The organism is Halocalculus aciditolerans (assembly GCF_014647475.1).
Lineage (GTDB): Archaea > Halobacteriota > Halobacteria > Halobacteriales > Halobacteriaceae > Halocalculus > Halocalculus aciditolerans.
Genome location: NZ_BMPG01000001.1, coordinates 109,318 through 123,786, shown reverse-complemented (window position 1 = coordinate 123,786; position 14,469 = coordinate 109,318). Strand labels below are relative to the sequence as shown.

Genomic DNA, 14,469 nt, shown 5'->3' with positions numbered 1-14,469 from the left:
CATGAACGTGCTCGACATCGACGACCTCCCAGTATCGACGCTCGAAGACGTCCTCGCCGACGCCCCCGAGATCGAGGCGGCGCGCGAGAACGGCCGGCCCCGCGACGACCTCGACGGGCTGAGTCTCGCGATGCTCTTCGAGAAACCCTCGACGCGGACGCGCGTGAGCTTCGAAGTCGGGCTGACGCAGCTCGGCGGACACGCCGTCTTCCTCGGCGAGGACGACATCCAGCTCGGGAACGGCGAACCCGTGAAGGACACGGCGCGCGCGCTCTCCGGCTACGTCGACGGCGTCATGGCGCGCGTGAACGCCCACGAGGATTTAGAGGAGCTCGCCGAGTACTCGAGCGTTCCCGTCGTAAACGGGCTCTCCGACGACGCTCACCCCGTGCAGACGCTCGCCGACCTCCTCACCATCCGCGAGCACTGCGGGTTCGACGACACGACCGTCGCGTGGGTGGGCGACGGGAACAACGTCGGCGCGTCCTTCCTCGTCGGCGCGGCGATGGTCGGTCTCGACGTCGTCGCCGCCACCCCCGACGGGTACGGCTTCGCCGACGGCGTCACCGACCGCGCGAGCAACTACGACGGGACCGTGACGCTCGTCGACGACCCCACTGACGCGGTCGCCGACGCGGACGTCGTCTACACGGACGTCTGGGTGAGCATGGGCGAGGAGGCCGAGCGCGAGGCGAAGCTCGAAGCGTTCTACGACGGCGGTTTCCAACTCGACGCCGACCTCCTCGCGCACGCCCCCGACGACGCCGCCGTCATGCACTGCCTCCCCGCCCACCGCGGCGAGGAAATCACGGACGACGTCCTCGAATCGGAACGCTCGCTCGTCTGGCGGCAGGCCGAGAACCGCCTCCACGGGCAGAACGCGCTGCTCGTCGAGCTCCTGGGATAGCTCGTCTCGTTTTTCGCGGTGTCGTCGGCGGTCGTCCGTCGGCGTCGTGGCTGCGGTGGAGAGTACTTTTACTGGCGGGCGCGGTCGGATACGGGTATGGAGAAGGACACGAGCGAGACGGCGGCGAAGCGGCGTGCGGGCGAGAGCGCGGCCGAGCGCGTCGAGGACGGGATGGTCGTCGGGCTAGGTACGGGGAGTACGGCGGCGTGCGCTATCGACGCGCTGGGGCGGCGGGCGGACGCCGGCCTGGATATCCGCGGGGTGGCGACGTCGTTCCAGTCGCGGGAGCGCGCGAAGGCGGCGGGGGTGCCGCTGGCGTCACTCGACGAGGTGGACGCGGTGGACGTCGCCATCGACGGGGCGGACGAGGTGCTCGAGGGCGGGAACGCGCTGGTGAAGGGCGGCGGGGCGGCGCACGCGCGGGAGAAAATCGTGGACGCGTTCGCCGACGACTTCCTCGTCGTCGCCGACCCGTCGAAACTCACGAACGCGTTGTCGCATCCGGTGCCGGTGGAGGTGTTGCCGGACGCGCGGACGACGGTGTCGGCGAGCGTCGAGGCGCTCGGCGGCGACCCGGTACTGCGGGCGGCAACGCGGAAGGACGGCCCGGTGGTGACGGACAACGGGAACCTCGTGCTCGACTGCGACTTCGGTGCTATCGACGACCCCGCGGGACTCGCGACGGCCCTCGCGGGCCTGCCGGGCGTCGTCGAGCACGGGCTGTTCGTGGGGCTGACGGACGAGGTGCACGTCGGCGACGACGACGGCGTCCGGGTTCGGGCGCTGTAGGCGTCGCTACGGGGCGTGGCGTCGCAAAAAACGGGTGGAGAGCTACCGGATTACAGGTCGCGCGGCTGGACGGTCTTGCGACCGTTCGCTTCGGCGCGGCGCGCGGCGTCTTCGAGGAGCTCCTCGACCTCTTCGTCGAGAGCATCGTAGAAGTCCGACGCAACGTTCTTGTCACTGAGCGCTTCCTTGACAGCCGCTTTGACGATGAGGTCTGCCATACAACTTCGTTTTTTCCTCCCCCGTTAATAAGGCTTCCCATAAAGACACGGTCTACCGGCCGTCTGCGGCGGGTTCGGGGCCGAAAGTGGGAGGTGACCCCTGGTCGAACGACCACGGTTCGGCGGGCGAGCGCTCGCCGGCGGTCAGCGGGTCGACCCCGACGCCCGCCGCCGGTTTCGTCGACATCTCCTCGCGGAGAGGAGAAAGGGCAGCAAAATCACGGGATCGGTCCGAGTGTTCGGAGAGGTGCGAAGAGTGAGAGAGGTGTGAGGTGGAGAGTGTGCGGGGGAAGGCGTAAATCGTTGCCTGCCGTAGGACAGGATACCGACCGTGCGTCGGATACACATGCCACGTTGCGATTACTGTGGTGAACACGTCTCGCGGGAGTTCGCTCGCGTGTTCGCCGGGATGGACGGCCGCCTGCTCGCCTGCCCGAACTGCTCGGCGAACGCCGGCATCGCGGAGGTCTCTCAGCGACGCCACACCGAAACACCGTAGCCCGTCGGCGACCACGACTCCGGTCGTGGCCCACTACGTCTACGTCCTCGTCTGCGCCGACGACACCTACTACACCGGCTACACGACGGACGTCGAGCGGCGCGTCGCCGAACACGACGCCGGCGAGGGCGCGAAGTACACTCGCGGGCGGACGCCCGTCGAGCTCGTGCACGTCGAGTCCTACGAGTCGAAGTCGGCGGCGATGAGCCGCGAGTACGCCATCAAACAGCTCTCGCGCGCGGAGAAAGCGGCGCTCGTCGACGACGAGCGGTAGGCGGCGGCAGCGTCGCGATCCGGGGCGTCGCGGGCCGGCGAGTGGTCGGTGAGTGACCGGTGGGATTTTGCGGGCGCGCCCGGAGTAGTCGCGTATGGACGAAATCGCGTTCGGGACGGACGGTTGGCGGGCGACGCTGGACGTGTTCACGACGCCGCGGCTGCGGATGGTGGCGCAGGCGGTCGCGGACTATCTCGCCGAGGAAGGCCGCGACGGCGAGCCGGTGGCGGTGGGGTACGACGCGCGTGAGTCGAGTCGCGGGTTCGCGGAGGCCGTCGCGGACGTGCTCGCAGAGAACGGCCACGACGTCCTCCTGCCGCCGCGGGACACGCCGACGCCGCTCGTCGCGTACGGCATCGTGGACCGCGACCTCGCCGGCGCGGTCGTCATCACGGCGAGCCACAACCCGCCGGAGTACAACGGCGTGAAGTTCATCCCGAGCGACGGCGCGCCCGCGCTCCCCGAGGTGACGGAAGCCGTCGAGGCGAACCTCCGCGAGCCCGTCGAGGCCGACGGCGAGCGCGGCAGCATCGAGGAAGTGGATTTCGCGGAGCCCCACTTCGAACACGCCATCGAGCGCCTCGACCCCGACCTGGAGGGGGTGACGGTGGTGTACGACGCGATGCACGGGAGCGGGCGCGGCGTCACGGACGTCCTCCTCGAACGCGCCGGCGCGGACGTGATTCGCCAGCGCTGCGAGACCGACCCCGAGTTCGGCGGGACGCCGCCGGAGCCGAGCCGGGACAACCTCCAGGGGCTCGCGCTGGCGGTGGACGAACACGACGCGGACCTCGGCGTGGCGAACGACGGCGACGCGGACCGCGTGGCGGTCGTCACGCCGGAGCGCGGCCACCTCGACGAGAACGTCTTCTTCGCCGCCGTCTACGACTACCTCCTCGAATCGGATGCGGGACCGGCGGTCCGCACCGTCTCGACGACGTTCCTCGTCGACCGCATCGCGGAGGCGCACGGCGAGGAGGTCGTCGAGACGCCGGTCGGATTCAAGTGGGTGGCGGCGGCGATGGGCGAACGCGACGCCCTGATGGGCGGCGAGGAGTCGGGCGGGTTCAGTATTCGGGGGCACATCCGGGAGAAGGACGGCGTGCTCATGGGGCTCCTCGCGGCGACCGTCGAGAGCGAGGAGCCGCTCGACGACCGCGCCGACCGCCTCCGCGAGACGTTCGGCGACTTCGTCCAGGACAAGGTGAGTATCGACTGCCCGGACGACCGGAAGGACGCCGTCGTCCGCGAACTCGCCGACCGGCTCCCCGACGACGTCGCCGGGAAGCGCGTGGAGCGCGTGAACGACGCCGACGGCTTCAAAGTCCTTCTGGAGGACGGGTCGTGGCTGCTCGTCCGCCCCTCCGGAACGGAGCCGAAGATGCGCGTCTACGCGGAAGCCGGGAGCGACGAGCGCGTCGCGGAACTCCTCGACGCGGGCCGTGACCTCGTCGCGCCGCTCGTCTGATCAGTCGAGTCGGCCGCGGTAGCGGTCGCCGTTCGCTTCGACCTCGAAGCCGAGCGATTCGTAGAAGGGGCGGACGTGCGGGTCGAACTCGGCGGTGAGCGGCGTCCAGCGGTCGTGTGCGGCGTCGACGAGCGCGGAGCCGACGCCCTGGTCGCGGCGGCGGCGGCGGACGGCGACGGCTTCGACGTGGCCGCCGACGTCGCGGGGGACGGCGACGAGCGCGCCGACGACGCGCTCGTCGGCTTCGGCGACGAAGACCGTTCCTTCGGAGATGCGGCGTTCGACGGTTTCCGCGGTGGTTTCGAGCATCGCGGCGTCGAGCACGCGGAGCACGTCGAGGGCGTCGTCGGGCGCGGCGGCGCGAACGGTGAGAGCCATCTAGGAGCCGCCGCGGATGAGGCGGACGACTTGGACGTGGTCGGCGTCGACCGCCTGGTCTTCGGGGACGGGCGTGCCGTCGACGAGCACGGCGACCTCGTGGGGGCTGTAGTCGAGTTCCGCGAGGAGGTCGGCGTACGTCGCGCCTTCGGCGTCGAACTCGTGGGTGTCGCCGCCGACTACTTCGACCGTCACCTGCATAGTGTGGTGGAGTCGGCGCGCGGGTTTAGGCGTGTCGCGTCACGCGCTCGCGAGTTCGCCGGCGGCGCGGTAGCGGGCGTAGAGGGCGGACGCGAGCGCGCCGAGCGCGAGGACGAGGAGGGCGAACCCGACGACGGCGTCGAGCACGGGGACGAACTGGAGGAGAGCGAGGAGGAGCGCGCCGACGAGGAGCGCGAGGTAGCGGTTCGTCCGGTCGGTGTAGGAGAGGAGCCACGCGCCGAGGGCGTACTGGCCGTAGACGGCGGCGACCCAGAGGCCGAGGGCGTAGACGAGGACGCCGGCGAGCGCGAGCGGCAGGCCGACGACGGTGATGGCGACGACGAAGAGGAGTATCGGCGTCGCGACGAGGGCGAGGAGGCCGACGCCGGCGGCGCGGAGCGGCGTGCCGGCGACGCGGTCGGCGACGTCGCGGGAGAATCGCGGGAAGGCGGCGAGGAGGACCGCGCCGACGAGGAGGTTCACGAGGAAGCCGTAGGCGGTGCCGAGCCACGACGGGAGGGAGAAACCCGACCCCATGCCGGCGTCGCCGAGGCTCGGGTCTTCGCGGACGTCGCCGGCGACCTCGCTGCCGGTTTCGCGGGTGAGGGTGCCGTCGTAGACGAAGTCGCCGCCGACGCGCGCCGTGGACGCGAGCGTGATGGTGTCCGCGCCGACGGCGGCGTCGCCGTCGACGGTTCCGGCGACGACGGCGCTCCCCGCGGCGACGCTGAGGTTCCCGGCGACCGTGGCGTTCCGCGCGACGGTCGCGCTCCCGCTCGCGATGTCGACGTTCCCGCCGACGGATCCGGCGATGGTGACGTCGCCGCCGGTCGCCTGCACGTCGCCGGTGACGGTCGCGCCGTCGGCGACGACGACGGAACCGCCGGCGGCCTGCACGTCGCCCCGCACGGTGCCGTAGATTTCGATGGTGCCGCCGGCGGCGCTCAGGCCGTCGGTAATCGTCTCGTTCGGGCCGACGACGACCGTGCCGTCGGCGCGACTCGCGGCCGTCGCCGTCCCCGTGGCGGCGGTGCAGAGGAGGAGGGCGGCGAGGAGGAGCGCGACCGCTCGGGAGCGGGCTGGAAGCTGCGTCATGACTGAGCGGACGACACCTCAGGGGATAAACGTTAGCCACCCGATACGAGTGTCGGGTGTGAGCGACGCGCACTCCGTCTCGCGGGCTTTATGCACCGTACTCTCTTTCACTCCGCTATGAGCGAGGCCGCCGGCAGACAGGAGATCTGGGTCGAGAAATACCGACCGACGTCGCTCGACGACATCGCGGGCCACGAGGACACCATCGCGCGCCTGGAGAGCTACGTCGAGCACGACGACATCCCTCACCTCCTCTTCGCCGGCCCCGCGGGAACCGGTAAGACGACGGCGGCCGTGAGCATCGCGAGGGAAGTCTACGGAGACGACTGGCAGGAGAACTTCCTCGAGCTGAACGCCTCGGACGAGCGCGGTATCGACGTCGTCCGCGACCGCATCAAGAACTTCGCGCGCACCTCCTTCGGCGGCTACGACTATCGAATCATCTTCCTCGACGAGGCGGACGCGCTGACGAACGACGCGCAGTCCGCGCTCCGCCGGACGATGGAGCAGTTCTCGAACAACACGCGGTTCATCCTCTCCTGTAACTACTCGAACCGCATCATCGACCCCATCCAGTCGCGCTGTGCGGTCTTCCGGTTCTCGAAACTCAGAGACGACGCCGTCGCCGAGCGCGTACGCCACATCGCCGCGGAAGAGGGCGTCGAGTACACGGAGGACGGCGTTGACGCGCTCGTCTACGCCGCCGACGGCGACATGCGCCGCGCCGTGAACGCCCTCCAGCAGGCCGCGGCGACCGGCGACGTCGTCGACGAGGAAGCCGTCTACGCCATCACCGCGACCGCGCGCCCCGAGGAGATCGAAGCGATGGTGAACGACACCCTCGACGGCGACTTCCTCGCCGCGCGCAGCACGCTCGACGAGCTCCTCTCCGAGCGCGGCCTCGCCGGCGGCGACATCATCGACCAGCTCCACCGATCCGTCTGGGAGTTCGACGTCGACGAGAAGGCCGCCGTCCACCTCATGGACCGCGTCGGCGAAGCCGACTACCGCATCGCCGAGGGCGCGAACGAACAGGTCCAGTTGGAGGCGATGCTCGCGTCCATCGCTCTCGAAAACGACGCGTAACGCCCCGATTCTACTCGCGTCGGCGGCCGCGATGGGCGAGCGAGCAAGTCACTTGTTGGTGTGTCGTCGGAGGACGGTGCCGCCGCCGCCGGAGACGAGCGTCGGGGCGTTGTCGTGGCCGACGGCGATGCCGTGGAGGCTGGCCTGCGTGGGCGTCGGCTGGGGTTCCCACTGCCAGGTGCCTTTGGCGTAGATTTTCCCGCTCGCGCCGGCGGCGATGAGGTCGCCGTCGTGGGCGTCGACGGCGTTCAGGCCGCTCGCGCCGGCGAAGCGCTTCGTCCACACGCGGCCGTTGTAGCGGATGACGGTGCCGTCGCCGGCGCTGGCGTAGATTTCCTCGGGGCCGAGGACGGCGAGGTCGGTGATGTCGGCGTCACCACCATCAATGCCGATGCGGTCCCAGTTCCGGCCGCCGTCGGTCGTGTGGTAGATGTCGCCGTTCTCGTCGGCGAGGTAGCCGTTCTGCGGGGTTTCCATGTCGAGGGCGGTGACGGCGACGCCGCCGGTGATGCGGGTGGCGTGCCAGGAGACGCCGTCGTTCCCGCTGGCGTACGTGCCGGTGTAGACGCCGCCGGACTGGCCGGCGACGACGACGCGTTCGTTCCCGGCGTCGCCCGCGACGGCGAGCGCCGTCCACCCGCCCGCGTGTCCCTCGGGCTGTGAGTGGTCGTCGAAGCCGTCCTTCGGCCGCGAGCCGGAGTCGCCGGTGGATGCGGTGACGGTGTAGCGGCCGAGCGACCCGGATTCGCCGGCCGCCCAGACGACGTTCCCGTCGGTCGACGCGGCGAGCTTTCGGACGGCGTCGCCGCTCCCGCGCGGCCCGCCCGTCTCCACGACCTCCCAGGCGTCGCCATCGTCGGTGGTTCGGTGGAGAAACGTCCCGCCTTCGCCGCCGGCGTAGGAGTCGTCGCCGGCGTTCACGACGTCGTAGAGCGCGCCGTCGAACGGGACGTCCATCGCCTCCCACGTCGCTGTGCCGAGCGAGGACGCCGAGCGTTTCGCGCCGTTCACCGTGACGGTGAGGTTGTCGGGGTCGCCGCCGGTGACGGCGAACGTCGAGATGTCGCCGGAGAAGCCGAAGGTGTCGGTGTCGCCGCCGACGACGCCGCTCGCAACGTGGCCCTCCTCGACCTTCGCGTTCTCCGTGTTCGGGCCGCGCGCGACGACGTCCGTGACGCTGAACCTGTAGCTCGTCGAGGTGTCCTGCGCTCCGGTGAGTTCGATGGTGTTCGGGAGCGACCCCTGGTAGTCGCCGGATTCGACGATGACGCCGGAGTCGCCGACGGCGATGTCGGGGTAGTTGCCCGTGCGGTCGTACGCCATGCCGTAGAGCGCGCTCGACGTCGAGGTCTGCGTCGACTCCCAGCCGGAGCTCCCCTTCTCGTAGACGACGCCGTTCGCGCCGGACGCGACCGTCCGCGTCCCCGTCTCCAGCGCGTAGATGTTGTCGTCGCCGATCTGCTGTTTCCGCCAGGACGACCCGTTATAACTGTAGAGGAGGCCGCCGCCGCCGGCGACGACGACGCGGCCGTTCGGGAGCGCGGCGACGTCCTGGAAGCCGACCTGGGCGTCCTCGATGCCGATTTTCTGCCAGGACTGCCCGGCGTTCGTCGTGCGGTAGACGCCGCTCGTCGTGTCGCAGGCGAACCCGACGTTCGAGGTGGCGAAGTCGAGGCCGAGCGCGGAGGAGCCGGAGCCGGGTTCGTCCTCGGGGATGCCCTGCTCTTCGGAGACGCCTTTCGCGTCCGTCTGGAGGACGTCGCTCCAGTCGACGCCGCCGTCGTAGAAGTCGCCGGCGACGAACTCGCCGGAGCCGTTGATGAGGAAGACGCGTTCGTCGCCGGCGGAGCCGACGACGGAGAGGTCCGCCCACGAGCTCGTCTTCCCGCCGGGCGCGGAGAAGTCGATGAGCGTCTTCGAACGCACGTCGTAGCGGCCGACCGCGCCGCCGCCGCCGACGAACCAGACCGCGGAGCGGTCGTCCGTTCTGTCCGCGGCGAGCAGGCCGTTTCCGGCGACGTGCGGGCCGTGTTCGAGAATCGGCCGCCAGCCGCCGGGCTCGCGGAGGAGGACGACGCCGTCGCCGCCGACCGCGACCGGGCCGGCGGTGGACATGACGGTGTCGTAGAGCGTGCCTTCGACCGTCGAGTCGACGGTCTGCCAGCCGTTCTTCGTCTCGCCGCCCTGCAGCGAGGTGGAAGCGACGACGCCGCCGCCCGCCGCCCCGGCGAGGCCGACGGTCTTCACGAACGCGCGGCGGGAGAGCGCCATAGTATGCTTTCTCTATACTCGCCCGTGTAGAAAAACCGTCGGGTCCGCGCGGCATCACGGCGCACGGCGTCGCCGCCGCGACAGCCGGTGTTACGGCGTCCGGAGCGCGTCGGGGAGGTCGCCGGGGAGGTCGTCGCGGGTGTGCGGCGCGAAGAAGTCCGGGTCGGGGCCGATGGGGACGATGCCCTTCGGGTTCAGGTCCGTGTGACTCCGGTAGTAGTGCTCTTTGACGTGATGCATGTCGCAGGTCGCCTCGACGCCGGGGAGGTTGCAGAGGTCGCGGAGGTAGCCCCAGAGGTGGTCGTAGTCGGTTATCTCGCGGTGGTTGCACTTGAAGTGGGTGTGGTAGACTTCGTCGAAGCGGTAGAGCGTCGTGAACATCGCGAGGTCGGCTTCGGTGAGCCGGTCGCCGGCGAGGAAGCGCTGCGTGCCGAGCGTCGCGTCCCACTCCGTGAGCGCGTCGAAGAGGTCGGTCACGGCGTCCTCGTAGGCGTCCTGCGTGCCCGCGAACCCCGCCTTGTAGACGCCGTTGTTGATCGGATCGTAGATGCGCTCGATGAGGTCGTCGACCTCCTCTCGGTAGCCTTCGGGGTAGAGGTCCACGTCGTTCTCCGCGTAGTCGTCGAAGGCGGTGTCGAGCATCCGCATGATCTCCGCGGACTCGTTGTTCACGATGGCGTCCTCGGCGGTGTCGTAGAGGACGGGGACGGTGACGCGACCCGTGTAGTCGGGGTCGGCGCGCGCGTAGACCTCGCGGAGGTAGTCGCTCCCGAAGAGTTTGTCCGGCGTCGTGCCGGGCTTTTCGGCGTCGAACTCCCAGCCCTGGTCGACGCGAACGGGGTCGACGACGGAGACGTCGATGGCGTCCTCCAGGCCCTTCAGGGCGCGCGTCAGGAGGACGCGGTGCGCCCACGGGCACGCGTAGGAGACGTAGAGGTGGTAGCGGCCCGCCTCCGGTTCCGGGCCGTCCTCGACGACGTCGTCGGGGCCGCGTCGCGTCCCCCGAATCCAGTCGCGGAAGGACGTCTGGTCGCGCTGGAACTCGCCGCGCTCGCTCTTCGACAGCTGTTCTGCGTCCGTATGCCACTCCCCGTCGATCATGCGACCCATACCTGATCGGTCGACGGGACGCGGCAAAAGCGAGGGGGCCGCGGCGGGACTCGTCGCGACCCACTATGTCGGTCGTCGCGCCCGAGCGGCCAGGACGGCGAACGGTCACAGAACGTCGAGGGGCAACCCGGAGCGGAAACGGGGCGGAAGCGGGGTGGGGCGGCGCTGTCGCGGAACCGGGGCAGAGCGGAGCGGTCGCAGAAAGGCGGTGAAGCACGTGATGCCGCGGGGCGGCCTCCGGCCGCCCCGCTTGCGTGGGCCGACGGCGGGGGTGGGACATAAAAAGGGGTACGCCGCCGCAGAGCGGCGGCGTAGGGCTTTTTGCGGAAGGATTTAGTCGGTTCGTCGGTGATTCTGGGGTAATGAGTGAACTCGAAGCGGAGTACCGTCTCGACTATTTCGAGGAGGAGGGGTTTCGTCGGGCGGAGTGTTCGGAGTGTGGCGCGCACTTCTGGACGCGGGATGCGGAGCGGTCGACGTGCGGGGAGCCGCCGTGTGAGGACTACCAGTTCATCGATAATCCGGCGTTCGACGAGGAGTACGAGCTCGGTGAGATGCGGGAGGCGTTCCTCTCGTTCTTCGAGGAGCACGGGCACGAGCGGGTGGATCCGTATCCGGTGGCGGCGAATCGGTGGCGGGACGACGTGCTGCTGACGCAGGCGTCGATTTACGACTTCCAGCCGCTGGTCACGTCGGGCCAGACGCCGCCGCCGGCGAATCCGCTGTGTATCAGTCAGCCGTGTATTCGGATGCAGGACATCGACAACGTCGGGAAGACCGGCCGGCATACGATGGCGTTCGAGATGATGTCGCATACGGTGTTCAACGCGCGGGAGGACGTCGGCGACGAGTACGCCTACGAGGGCGAGGTCTACTGGAAGGATCAAACGGTCGAGTACTGCGACCTGTTCCTCGATTCGATGGGTGCGGACCTCGAGGACGTGACGTACATCGAGGACCCGTGGTACGGCGGCGGGAACGCCGGTCCCGCGTTCGAGGTTATTTATAAGGGCGCGGAGGTGGCGACGCTGGTCTTCATGTCGATGGAAGAGGACCCGGACGGGGAGTACGAGATGGGCGACGGGAAGTTGTACTCGCCGATGGACACGTACATCGTGGACACGGGCTACGGGCTCGAGCGGTGGACGTGGGTGAGTCAGGGGACGCCGACGGTCTACGAGGCGATCTACCCGGAGACCATCGAGTTCCTGAAGGAGAACGCCGGCATCGAACTCACGGCGGAGGAAGAGGACACGCTCCATCACGCGGCGAAGCTCGCGGGCCACATGGACATCGACGAGGCGGAGGACATGGAGTCCGCGCGCGACACCATCGCGGAGAAGCTCGACGTCGACGTCGAGGAGCTCACGGCGCTGATGGAGCCGCTGGAGGACATCTACGCCATCGCGGACCACGTCCGCACGCTCGCCTACATGTTCGGCGACGGTATCGTGCCGTCGAACGTGGGGACGGGGTATCTCGCGCGGATGGTGCTCCGGCGGACGAAGCGCCTCGTGGACAGCGTGGGCGTGGACGCGCCCATCGACGAGCTCGTTGATATGCAGGCCGAGCGCCTCGGCTACGAGAACCGCGACACGATCCGGCAGATCGTCCGCTCGGAGGTGTCGAAGTACGAGGAGACCTTAGAGCGCGGGGGGCGTCGCGTCCGCCAGCTCGCCAAGGAGTACGCGAGCGAGGGCGAGCCGATTCCGACGAGCGAGCTCGTGGAGCTCTACGACTCCCACGGCATCCAGCCGGACATGGTCGAAGCCATCGCCGACGAGGAAGGCGCGACGGTGGACGCGCCGGACGACTTCTACTCGCTCGTCGCCTCGCGCCACGAGGGCGGGTCGGCGTTCGAGGAGGAGGACTCCCGGGACGACCGGCTCGTCGACCTCCCGGAGACGGAGCAGCTCTACTACGACGACCAGGAGCGCGTCGAGTTCGAGGCGGTCGTCCTCGACGTCTTCGAGCGCGAGGACGAGGAGGGCGAAACGGTGTACGACGTCGTGCTCGACCAGACGATGTTCTACCCGGAGGGCGGCGGGCAGCCGGCGGACCGGGGGACGCTGTCCACGGACGACGTGACGGTGCAGGTGACGGACGTGCAGTCGGAGTCGGGCGTCATCCTGCATCGGACGGACGAGAGTCCGGGGAAGGGCGAGTTCGTGCGCGGGCAGGTGGACGTGGGTCGGCGGCGGCGGCTGATGCAACACCACACGGCGACGCACGTCGTCGTGCACGCGGCCCGAAAGGTGCTCGGCGACCACGTCCGGCAGGCGGGCGCGCAGAAGGGCACGGACTCCTCGCGCATCGACGTCCGGCACTTCGAGCGAATCGACAGGGAGGAAGTGAAGGAGATCGAGCGGCTCGCGAACCGCATCGTGACGGACAACACGCCGGTGGAGCAGGAGTGGCCGCACCGCCACGAGGCCGAAGCGGAGCACGGGTTCGACCTCTATCAGGGCGGGATTCCGGCGGGGGAGAACATCCGGCTCATCCACGTCGCGGAGGACGTGCAGGCGTGCGCGGGGACGCACGTCTCCCGGACGGGTGACATCGGGACGATCAAGATCCTGAACGCGGAGCGCATCCAGGACGGCGTGGAGCGCCTCACGTTCGCCGCGGGGGAGGCGGCCATCGAGCAGATCGAGGAGACGGAGGATTACCTCCTCGAAGCGGCGGCGACGTTCGACGTCTCGCCGAGGGAGGTGCCAGAGACTGCGGCGCGGTTCTTCGACGAGTGGAAGGCCCGGGGGAAGCGCGTCGAGGAGCTGAAAGAGGAGCTCGCGGAAGCGCGGGCGTCCGGCGGCGCGCAGGGCGAGGAGTTCGACGTCGCGGGCGTGACGGCGGTCGTGCAGCGCGTCGACGGCGACATGGACGACCTGCAGGCGACGGCGAACGCCATCCAAGCGGACGGGAAAATCGCCGTGGTCGGCTCCGGGAAGGACGGCGCGCAGTTCGTCGTCGCGGTCCCCGACGGCGTCGACGTGAACGCGGGGCAGGTCGTCGGCCGATTAGCAGGTATGGTCGGCGGCGGCGGCGGCGGCCCCGCGGACTTCGCGCAGGGCGGCGGCCCGGAGAGCGAGAGACTCGACGAGGCGCTGGAGGACGCGCCCGACGTCCTCCGTGAGGTCGCGGAGTCCTAGGACGGAGGCCAGATTTTCCGCCTCCCGAACCGAGATAGGTACTGCGTGACACAGTGTCACTGTGGTGTGAACGCACCACGAACCACATCCATCCGCTCGCCGCGGCCTCCCGCCGCGGCGGGTCGCGTTCTCCGGTCCGTCATCGACGCCCGTAGACACTGCCAGTGGCGAAAGGTGTTTTCACGCAGAACCGAATAGAACGAGTATGAGCCTACGCGTCGCGCTACTGAACGCCGCGCACGACGGGTCGCGGACGGCCCGGAACTTCCAGCGGGAGATCGACGCGGCCCTCACCGAGTTCGACGCCGTCGACGGCGACCTCCCCGGCGGTTTCGACTTCGACGGCATCGTCGTCACGGGGTCGCGGTCCTCCGTCTACTGGGAGGAGCCGTGGATCGACGGTCTCGTGGAGTACGTCGCCGCCGCCGCAGAGCGCGACGTCCCCATTCTCGGCGTGTGTTTCGGCCATCAGGTCGTCGCGGAGGCGCTCGGCGGGACAGTGGAAGGGATGGGCGAGTACGAAATCGGCTATCGGACGGTCTCGCGGACGACGGAGGACGCGCTCTTCACGGGCATCGACCGCGACTTCACGGTGTTCACGACGCATTCGGACGCGGTGACGGCGCTCCCTCCGGGCGCGGACCTCCTCGCGGAGAACGACTACGGCGTCCACGCCTTCAAGAAGGGGAGCGCGTACGGCGTCCAGTTCCACCCCGAGTACGACACGGAGACCGCCGAGCACATCACGAACAGCAAGGACGCCCTGAGCGACGAGCGGAAAGCCGAGGTGCTCGGCGGCATCAACGCCGAGAACTTCGAAGCCGCCTGCGAAGCGAAACGCCTCTTCGACAACTTCCTCGCGCTCGCCGACGGCGCACGCGACCTCCAAGTCGCGAGCGACGACTAAGGACGAGCCGGATCGACAGACGGCGAGAGACGTACGAGCCGGGTCGACAGACGGCGAGAGACGTGCGAGTCGCGCCGCGTCTGCCGAACCGCGGCGCATCTGCCGCCGAGCGTCACC

15 protein-coding genes are annotated in these 14,469 nt (G+C 69.5%); 8 read left to right on the top strand and 7 right to left on the bottom strand.

Going from position 1 to position 14,469, the window contains the following annotated elements:
• The first annotated feature begins 1 nt into the window (after position 1).
• Positions 2 to 907 carry an ornithine carbamoyltransferase gene (argF, locus tag IEY26_RS00625; RefSeq protein WP_188974796.1) on the top strand — a complete coding sequence of 302 codons (906 nt, stop codon included), beginning with the start codon at positions 2 to 4 and terminating at the stop codon, positions 905 to 907.
• A 96-nt stretch (positions 908 to 1,003) separates the two neighbouring features.
• A complete protein-coding gene (rpiA, locus tag IEY26_RS00620; protein ID WP_188974794.1) occupies positions 1,004 to 1,696 on the top strand; it encodes a ribose-5-phosphate isomerase RpiA in 693 nt (230 codons plus the stop codon).
• A gap of 50 nt (positions 1,697 to 1,746) precedes the next feature.
• On the opposite strand, the gene IEY26_RS00615 is transcribed toward rpiA, so the two are convergent.
• Together IEY26_RS00615 and IEY26_RS17620 are read right to left on the bottom strand one after the other, a co-directional pair.
• On the bottom strand, positions 1,747 to 1,914 hold the full coding sequence (locus tag IEY26_RS00615; protein WP_188974792.1) for a DUF1931 family protein: 168 nt from the start codon (positions 1,912 to 1,914) through the stop codon (positions 1,747 to 1,749).
• A 52-nt stretch (positions 1,915 to 1,966) separates the two neighbouring features.
• On the bottom strand, positions 1,967 to 2,101 hold the full coding sequence (locus tag IEY26_RS17620; RefSeq protein WP_268239790.1) for a hypothetical protein: 135 nt from the start codon (positions 2,099 to 2,101) through the stop codon (positions 1,967 to 1,969).
• Between the two features lie 159 nt (positions 2,102 to 2,260).
• Between IEY26_RS17620 and IEY26_RS00610 the strand changes: the two genes are divergently transcribed.
• The 3 genes from IEY26_RS00610 (at position 2,261) to IEY26_RS00600 (ending at position 4,155) form a co-directional block, all read left to right on the top strand.
• On the top strand, positions 2,261 to 2,413 hold the full coding sequence (locus IEY26_RS00610; RefSeq protein WP_188974790.1) for a DUF7563 family protein: 153 nt from the start codon (positions 2,261 to 2,263) through the stop codon (positions 2,411 to 2,413).
• 25 nt (positions 2,414 to 2,438) lie between these two features.
• On the top strand, positions 2,439 to 2,687 hold the full coding sequence (locus tag IEY26_RS00605; RefSeq protein ID WP_188974788.1) for a GIY-YIG nuclease family protein: 249 nt from the start codon (positions 2,439 to 2,441) through the stop codon (positions 2,685 to 2,687).
• Positions 2,688 to 2,781: 94 nt separating this feature from the next.
• Entirely contained in the window at positions 2,782 to 4,155 is a 1,374-nt protein-coding gene (locus IEY26_RS00600) for a phosphoglucomutase/phosphomannomutase family protein (protein WP_188974786.1), read from the top strand.
• Here the strand turns inward: IEY26_RS00600 and IEY26_RS00595 are convergent, their stop codons facing one another.
• Genes IEY26_RS00595 through IEY26_RS00585 form a run of 3 tightly spaced genes read right to left on the bottom strand, consistent with a single transcriptional unit; the run spans position 4,156 to position 5,829 of the window.
• A complete protein-coding gene (locus IEY26_RS00595) occupies positions 4,156 to 4,533 on the bottom strand; it encodes a GNAT family N-acetyltransferase (protein WP_188974783.1) in 378 nt (125 codons plus the stop codon).
• A complete protein-coding gene (samp2, locus tag IEY26_RS00590; RefSeq protein ID WP_188974781.1) occupies positions 4,534 to 4,734 on the bottom strand; it encodes a ubiquitin-like small modifier protein SAMP2 in 201 nt (66 codons plus the stop codon). It abuts the gene before it with no gap.
• A gap of 39 nt (positions 4,735 to 4,773) precedes the next feature.
• Positions 4,774 to 5,829 carry a bactofilin family protein gene (locus tag IEY26_RS00585; RefSeq protein WP_188974779.1) on the bottom strand — a complete coding sequence of 352 codons (1,056 nt, stop codon included), beginning with the start codon at positions 5,827 to 5,829 and terminating at the stop codon, positions 4,774 to 4,776.
• Between the two features lie 117 nt (positions 5,830 to 5,946).
• Between IEY26_RS00585 and IEY26_RS00580 the strand changes: the two genes are divergently transcribed.
• Positions 5,947 to 6,915 carry a replication factor C small subunit gene (locus IEY26_RS00580; RefSeq protein ID WP_188974777.1) on the top strand — a complete coding sequence of 323 codons (969 nt, stop codon included), beginning with the start codon at positions 5,947 to 5,949 and terminating at the stop codon, positions 6,913 to 6,915.
• 48 nt (positions 6,916 to 6,963) lie between these two features.
• Here the strand turns inward: IEY26_RS00580 and IEY26_RS00575 are convergent, their stop codons facing one another.
• Complete coding sequence (locus IEY26_RS00575; RefSeq protein ID WP_188974775.1) at positions 6,964 to 9,186, bottom strand: WD40/YVTN/BNR-like repeat-containing protein; 2,223 nt, start codon at positions 9,184 to 9,186, stop codon at positions 6,964 to 6,966.
• A 90-nt stretch (positions 9,187 to 9,276) separates the two neighbouring features.
• Entirely contained in the window at positions 9,277 to 10,296 is a 1,020-nt protein-coding gene (locus tag IEY26_RS00570; protein ID WP_188974773.1) for a glutathione S-transferase family protein, read from the bottom strand.
• Positions 10,297 to 10,658: 362 nt separating this feature from the next.
• Here IEY26_RS00570 and alaS point away from each other — a divergent pair, with 362 nt between their 5' ends.
• Positions 10,659 to 13,445 (top strand): alanine--tRNA ligase, encoded by a 2,787-nt coding sequence (alaS, locus tag IEY26_RS00565; protein WP_188974771.1) that lies wholly within the window; start codon positions 10,659 to 10,661, stop codon positions 13,443 to 13,445.
• 205 nt (positions 13,446 to 13,650) lie between these two features.
• Positions 13,651 to 14,352, top strand: coding sequence for a type 1 glutamine amidotransferase (locus IEY26_RS00560; RefSeq protein ID WP_188974769.1), 702 nt, complete (start codon positions 13,651 to 13,653; stop codon positions 14,350 to 14,352).
• Positions 14,353 to 14,469 lie beyond the last annotated feature (117 nt).

What these genes read in the sequence shown, in the direction of transcription:
- IEY26_RS00575 (WP_188974775.1), bottom strand. Translation starts at nt 9,186, where the DNA reads ATGGCGCTCTCCCGCCGCGCGTTCGTGAAGACCGTCGGCCTCGCCGGG.
- argF (WP_188974796.1), top strand. Translation starts at nt 2, where the DNA reads ATGAACGTGCTCGACATCGACGACCTCCCAGTATCGACGCTCGAAGAC.
- IEY26_RS00570 (WP_188974773.1), bottom strand. Translation starts at nt 10,296, where the DNA reads ATGGGTCGCATGATCGACGGGGAGTGGCATACGGACGCAGAACAGCTG.
- IEY26_RS00580 (WP_188974777.1), top strand. Translation starts at nt 5,947, where the DNA reads ATGAGCGAGGCCGCCGGCAGACAGGAGATCTGGGTCGAGAAATACCGA.
- IEY26_RS00560 (WP_188974769.1), top strand. Translation starts at nt 13,651, where the DNA reads ATGAGCCTACGCGTCGCGCTACTGAACGCCGCGCACGACGGGTCGCGG.
- IEY26_RS00595 (WP_188974783.1), bottom strand. Translation starts at nt 4,533, where the DNA reads ATGGCTCTCACCGTTCGCGCCGCCGCGCCCGACGACGCCCTCGACGTG.
- rpiA (WP_188974794.1), top strand. Translation starts at nt 1,004, where the DNA reads ATGGAGAAGGACACGAGCGAGACGGCGGCGAAGCGGCGTGCGGGCGAG.
- IEY26_RS00610 (WP_188974790.1), top strand. Translation starts at nt 2,261, where the DNA reads ATGCCACGTTGCGATTACTGTGGTGAACACGTCTCGCGGGAGTTCGCT.
- IEY26_RS00585 (WP_188974779.1), bottom strand. Translation starts at nt 5,829, where the DNA reads ATGACGCAGCTTCCAGCCCGCTCCCGAGCGGTCGCGCTCCTCCTCGCC.
- samp2 (WP_188974781.1), bottom strand. Translation starts at nt 4,734, where the DNA reads ATGCAGGTGACGGTCGAAGTAGTCGGCGGCGACACCCACGAGTTCGAC.
- IEY26_RS17620 (WP_268239790.1), bottom strand. Translation starts at nt 2,101, where the DNA reads ATGTCGACGAAACCGGCGGCGGGCGTCGGGGTCGACCCGCTGACCGCC.
- IEY26_RS00600 (WP_188974786.1), top strand. Translation starts at nt 2,782, where the DNA reads ATGGACGAAATCGCGTTCGGGACGGACGGTTGGCGGGCGACGCTGGAC.
- alaS (WP_188974771.1), top strand. Translation starts at nt 10,659, where the DNA reads ATGAGTGAACTCGAAGCGGAGTACCGTCTCGACTATTTCGAGGAGGAG.
- IEY26_RS00615 (WP_188974792.1), bottom strand. Translation starts at nt 1,914, where the DNA reads ATGGCAGACCTCATCGTCAAAGCGGCTGTCAAGGAAGCGCTCAGTGAC.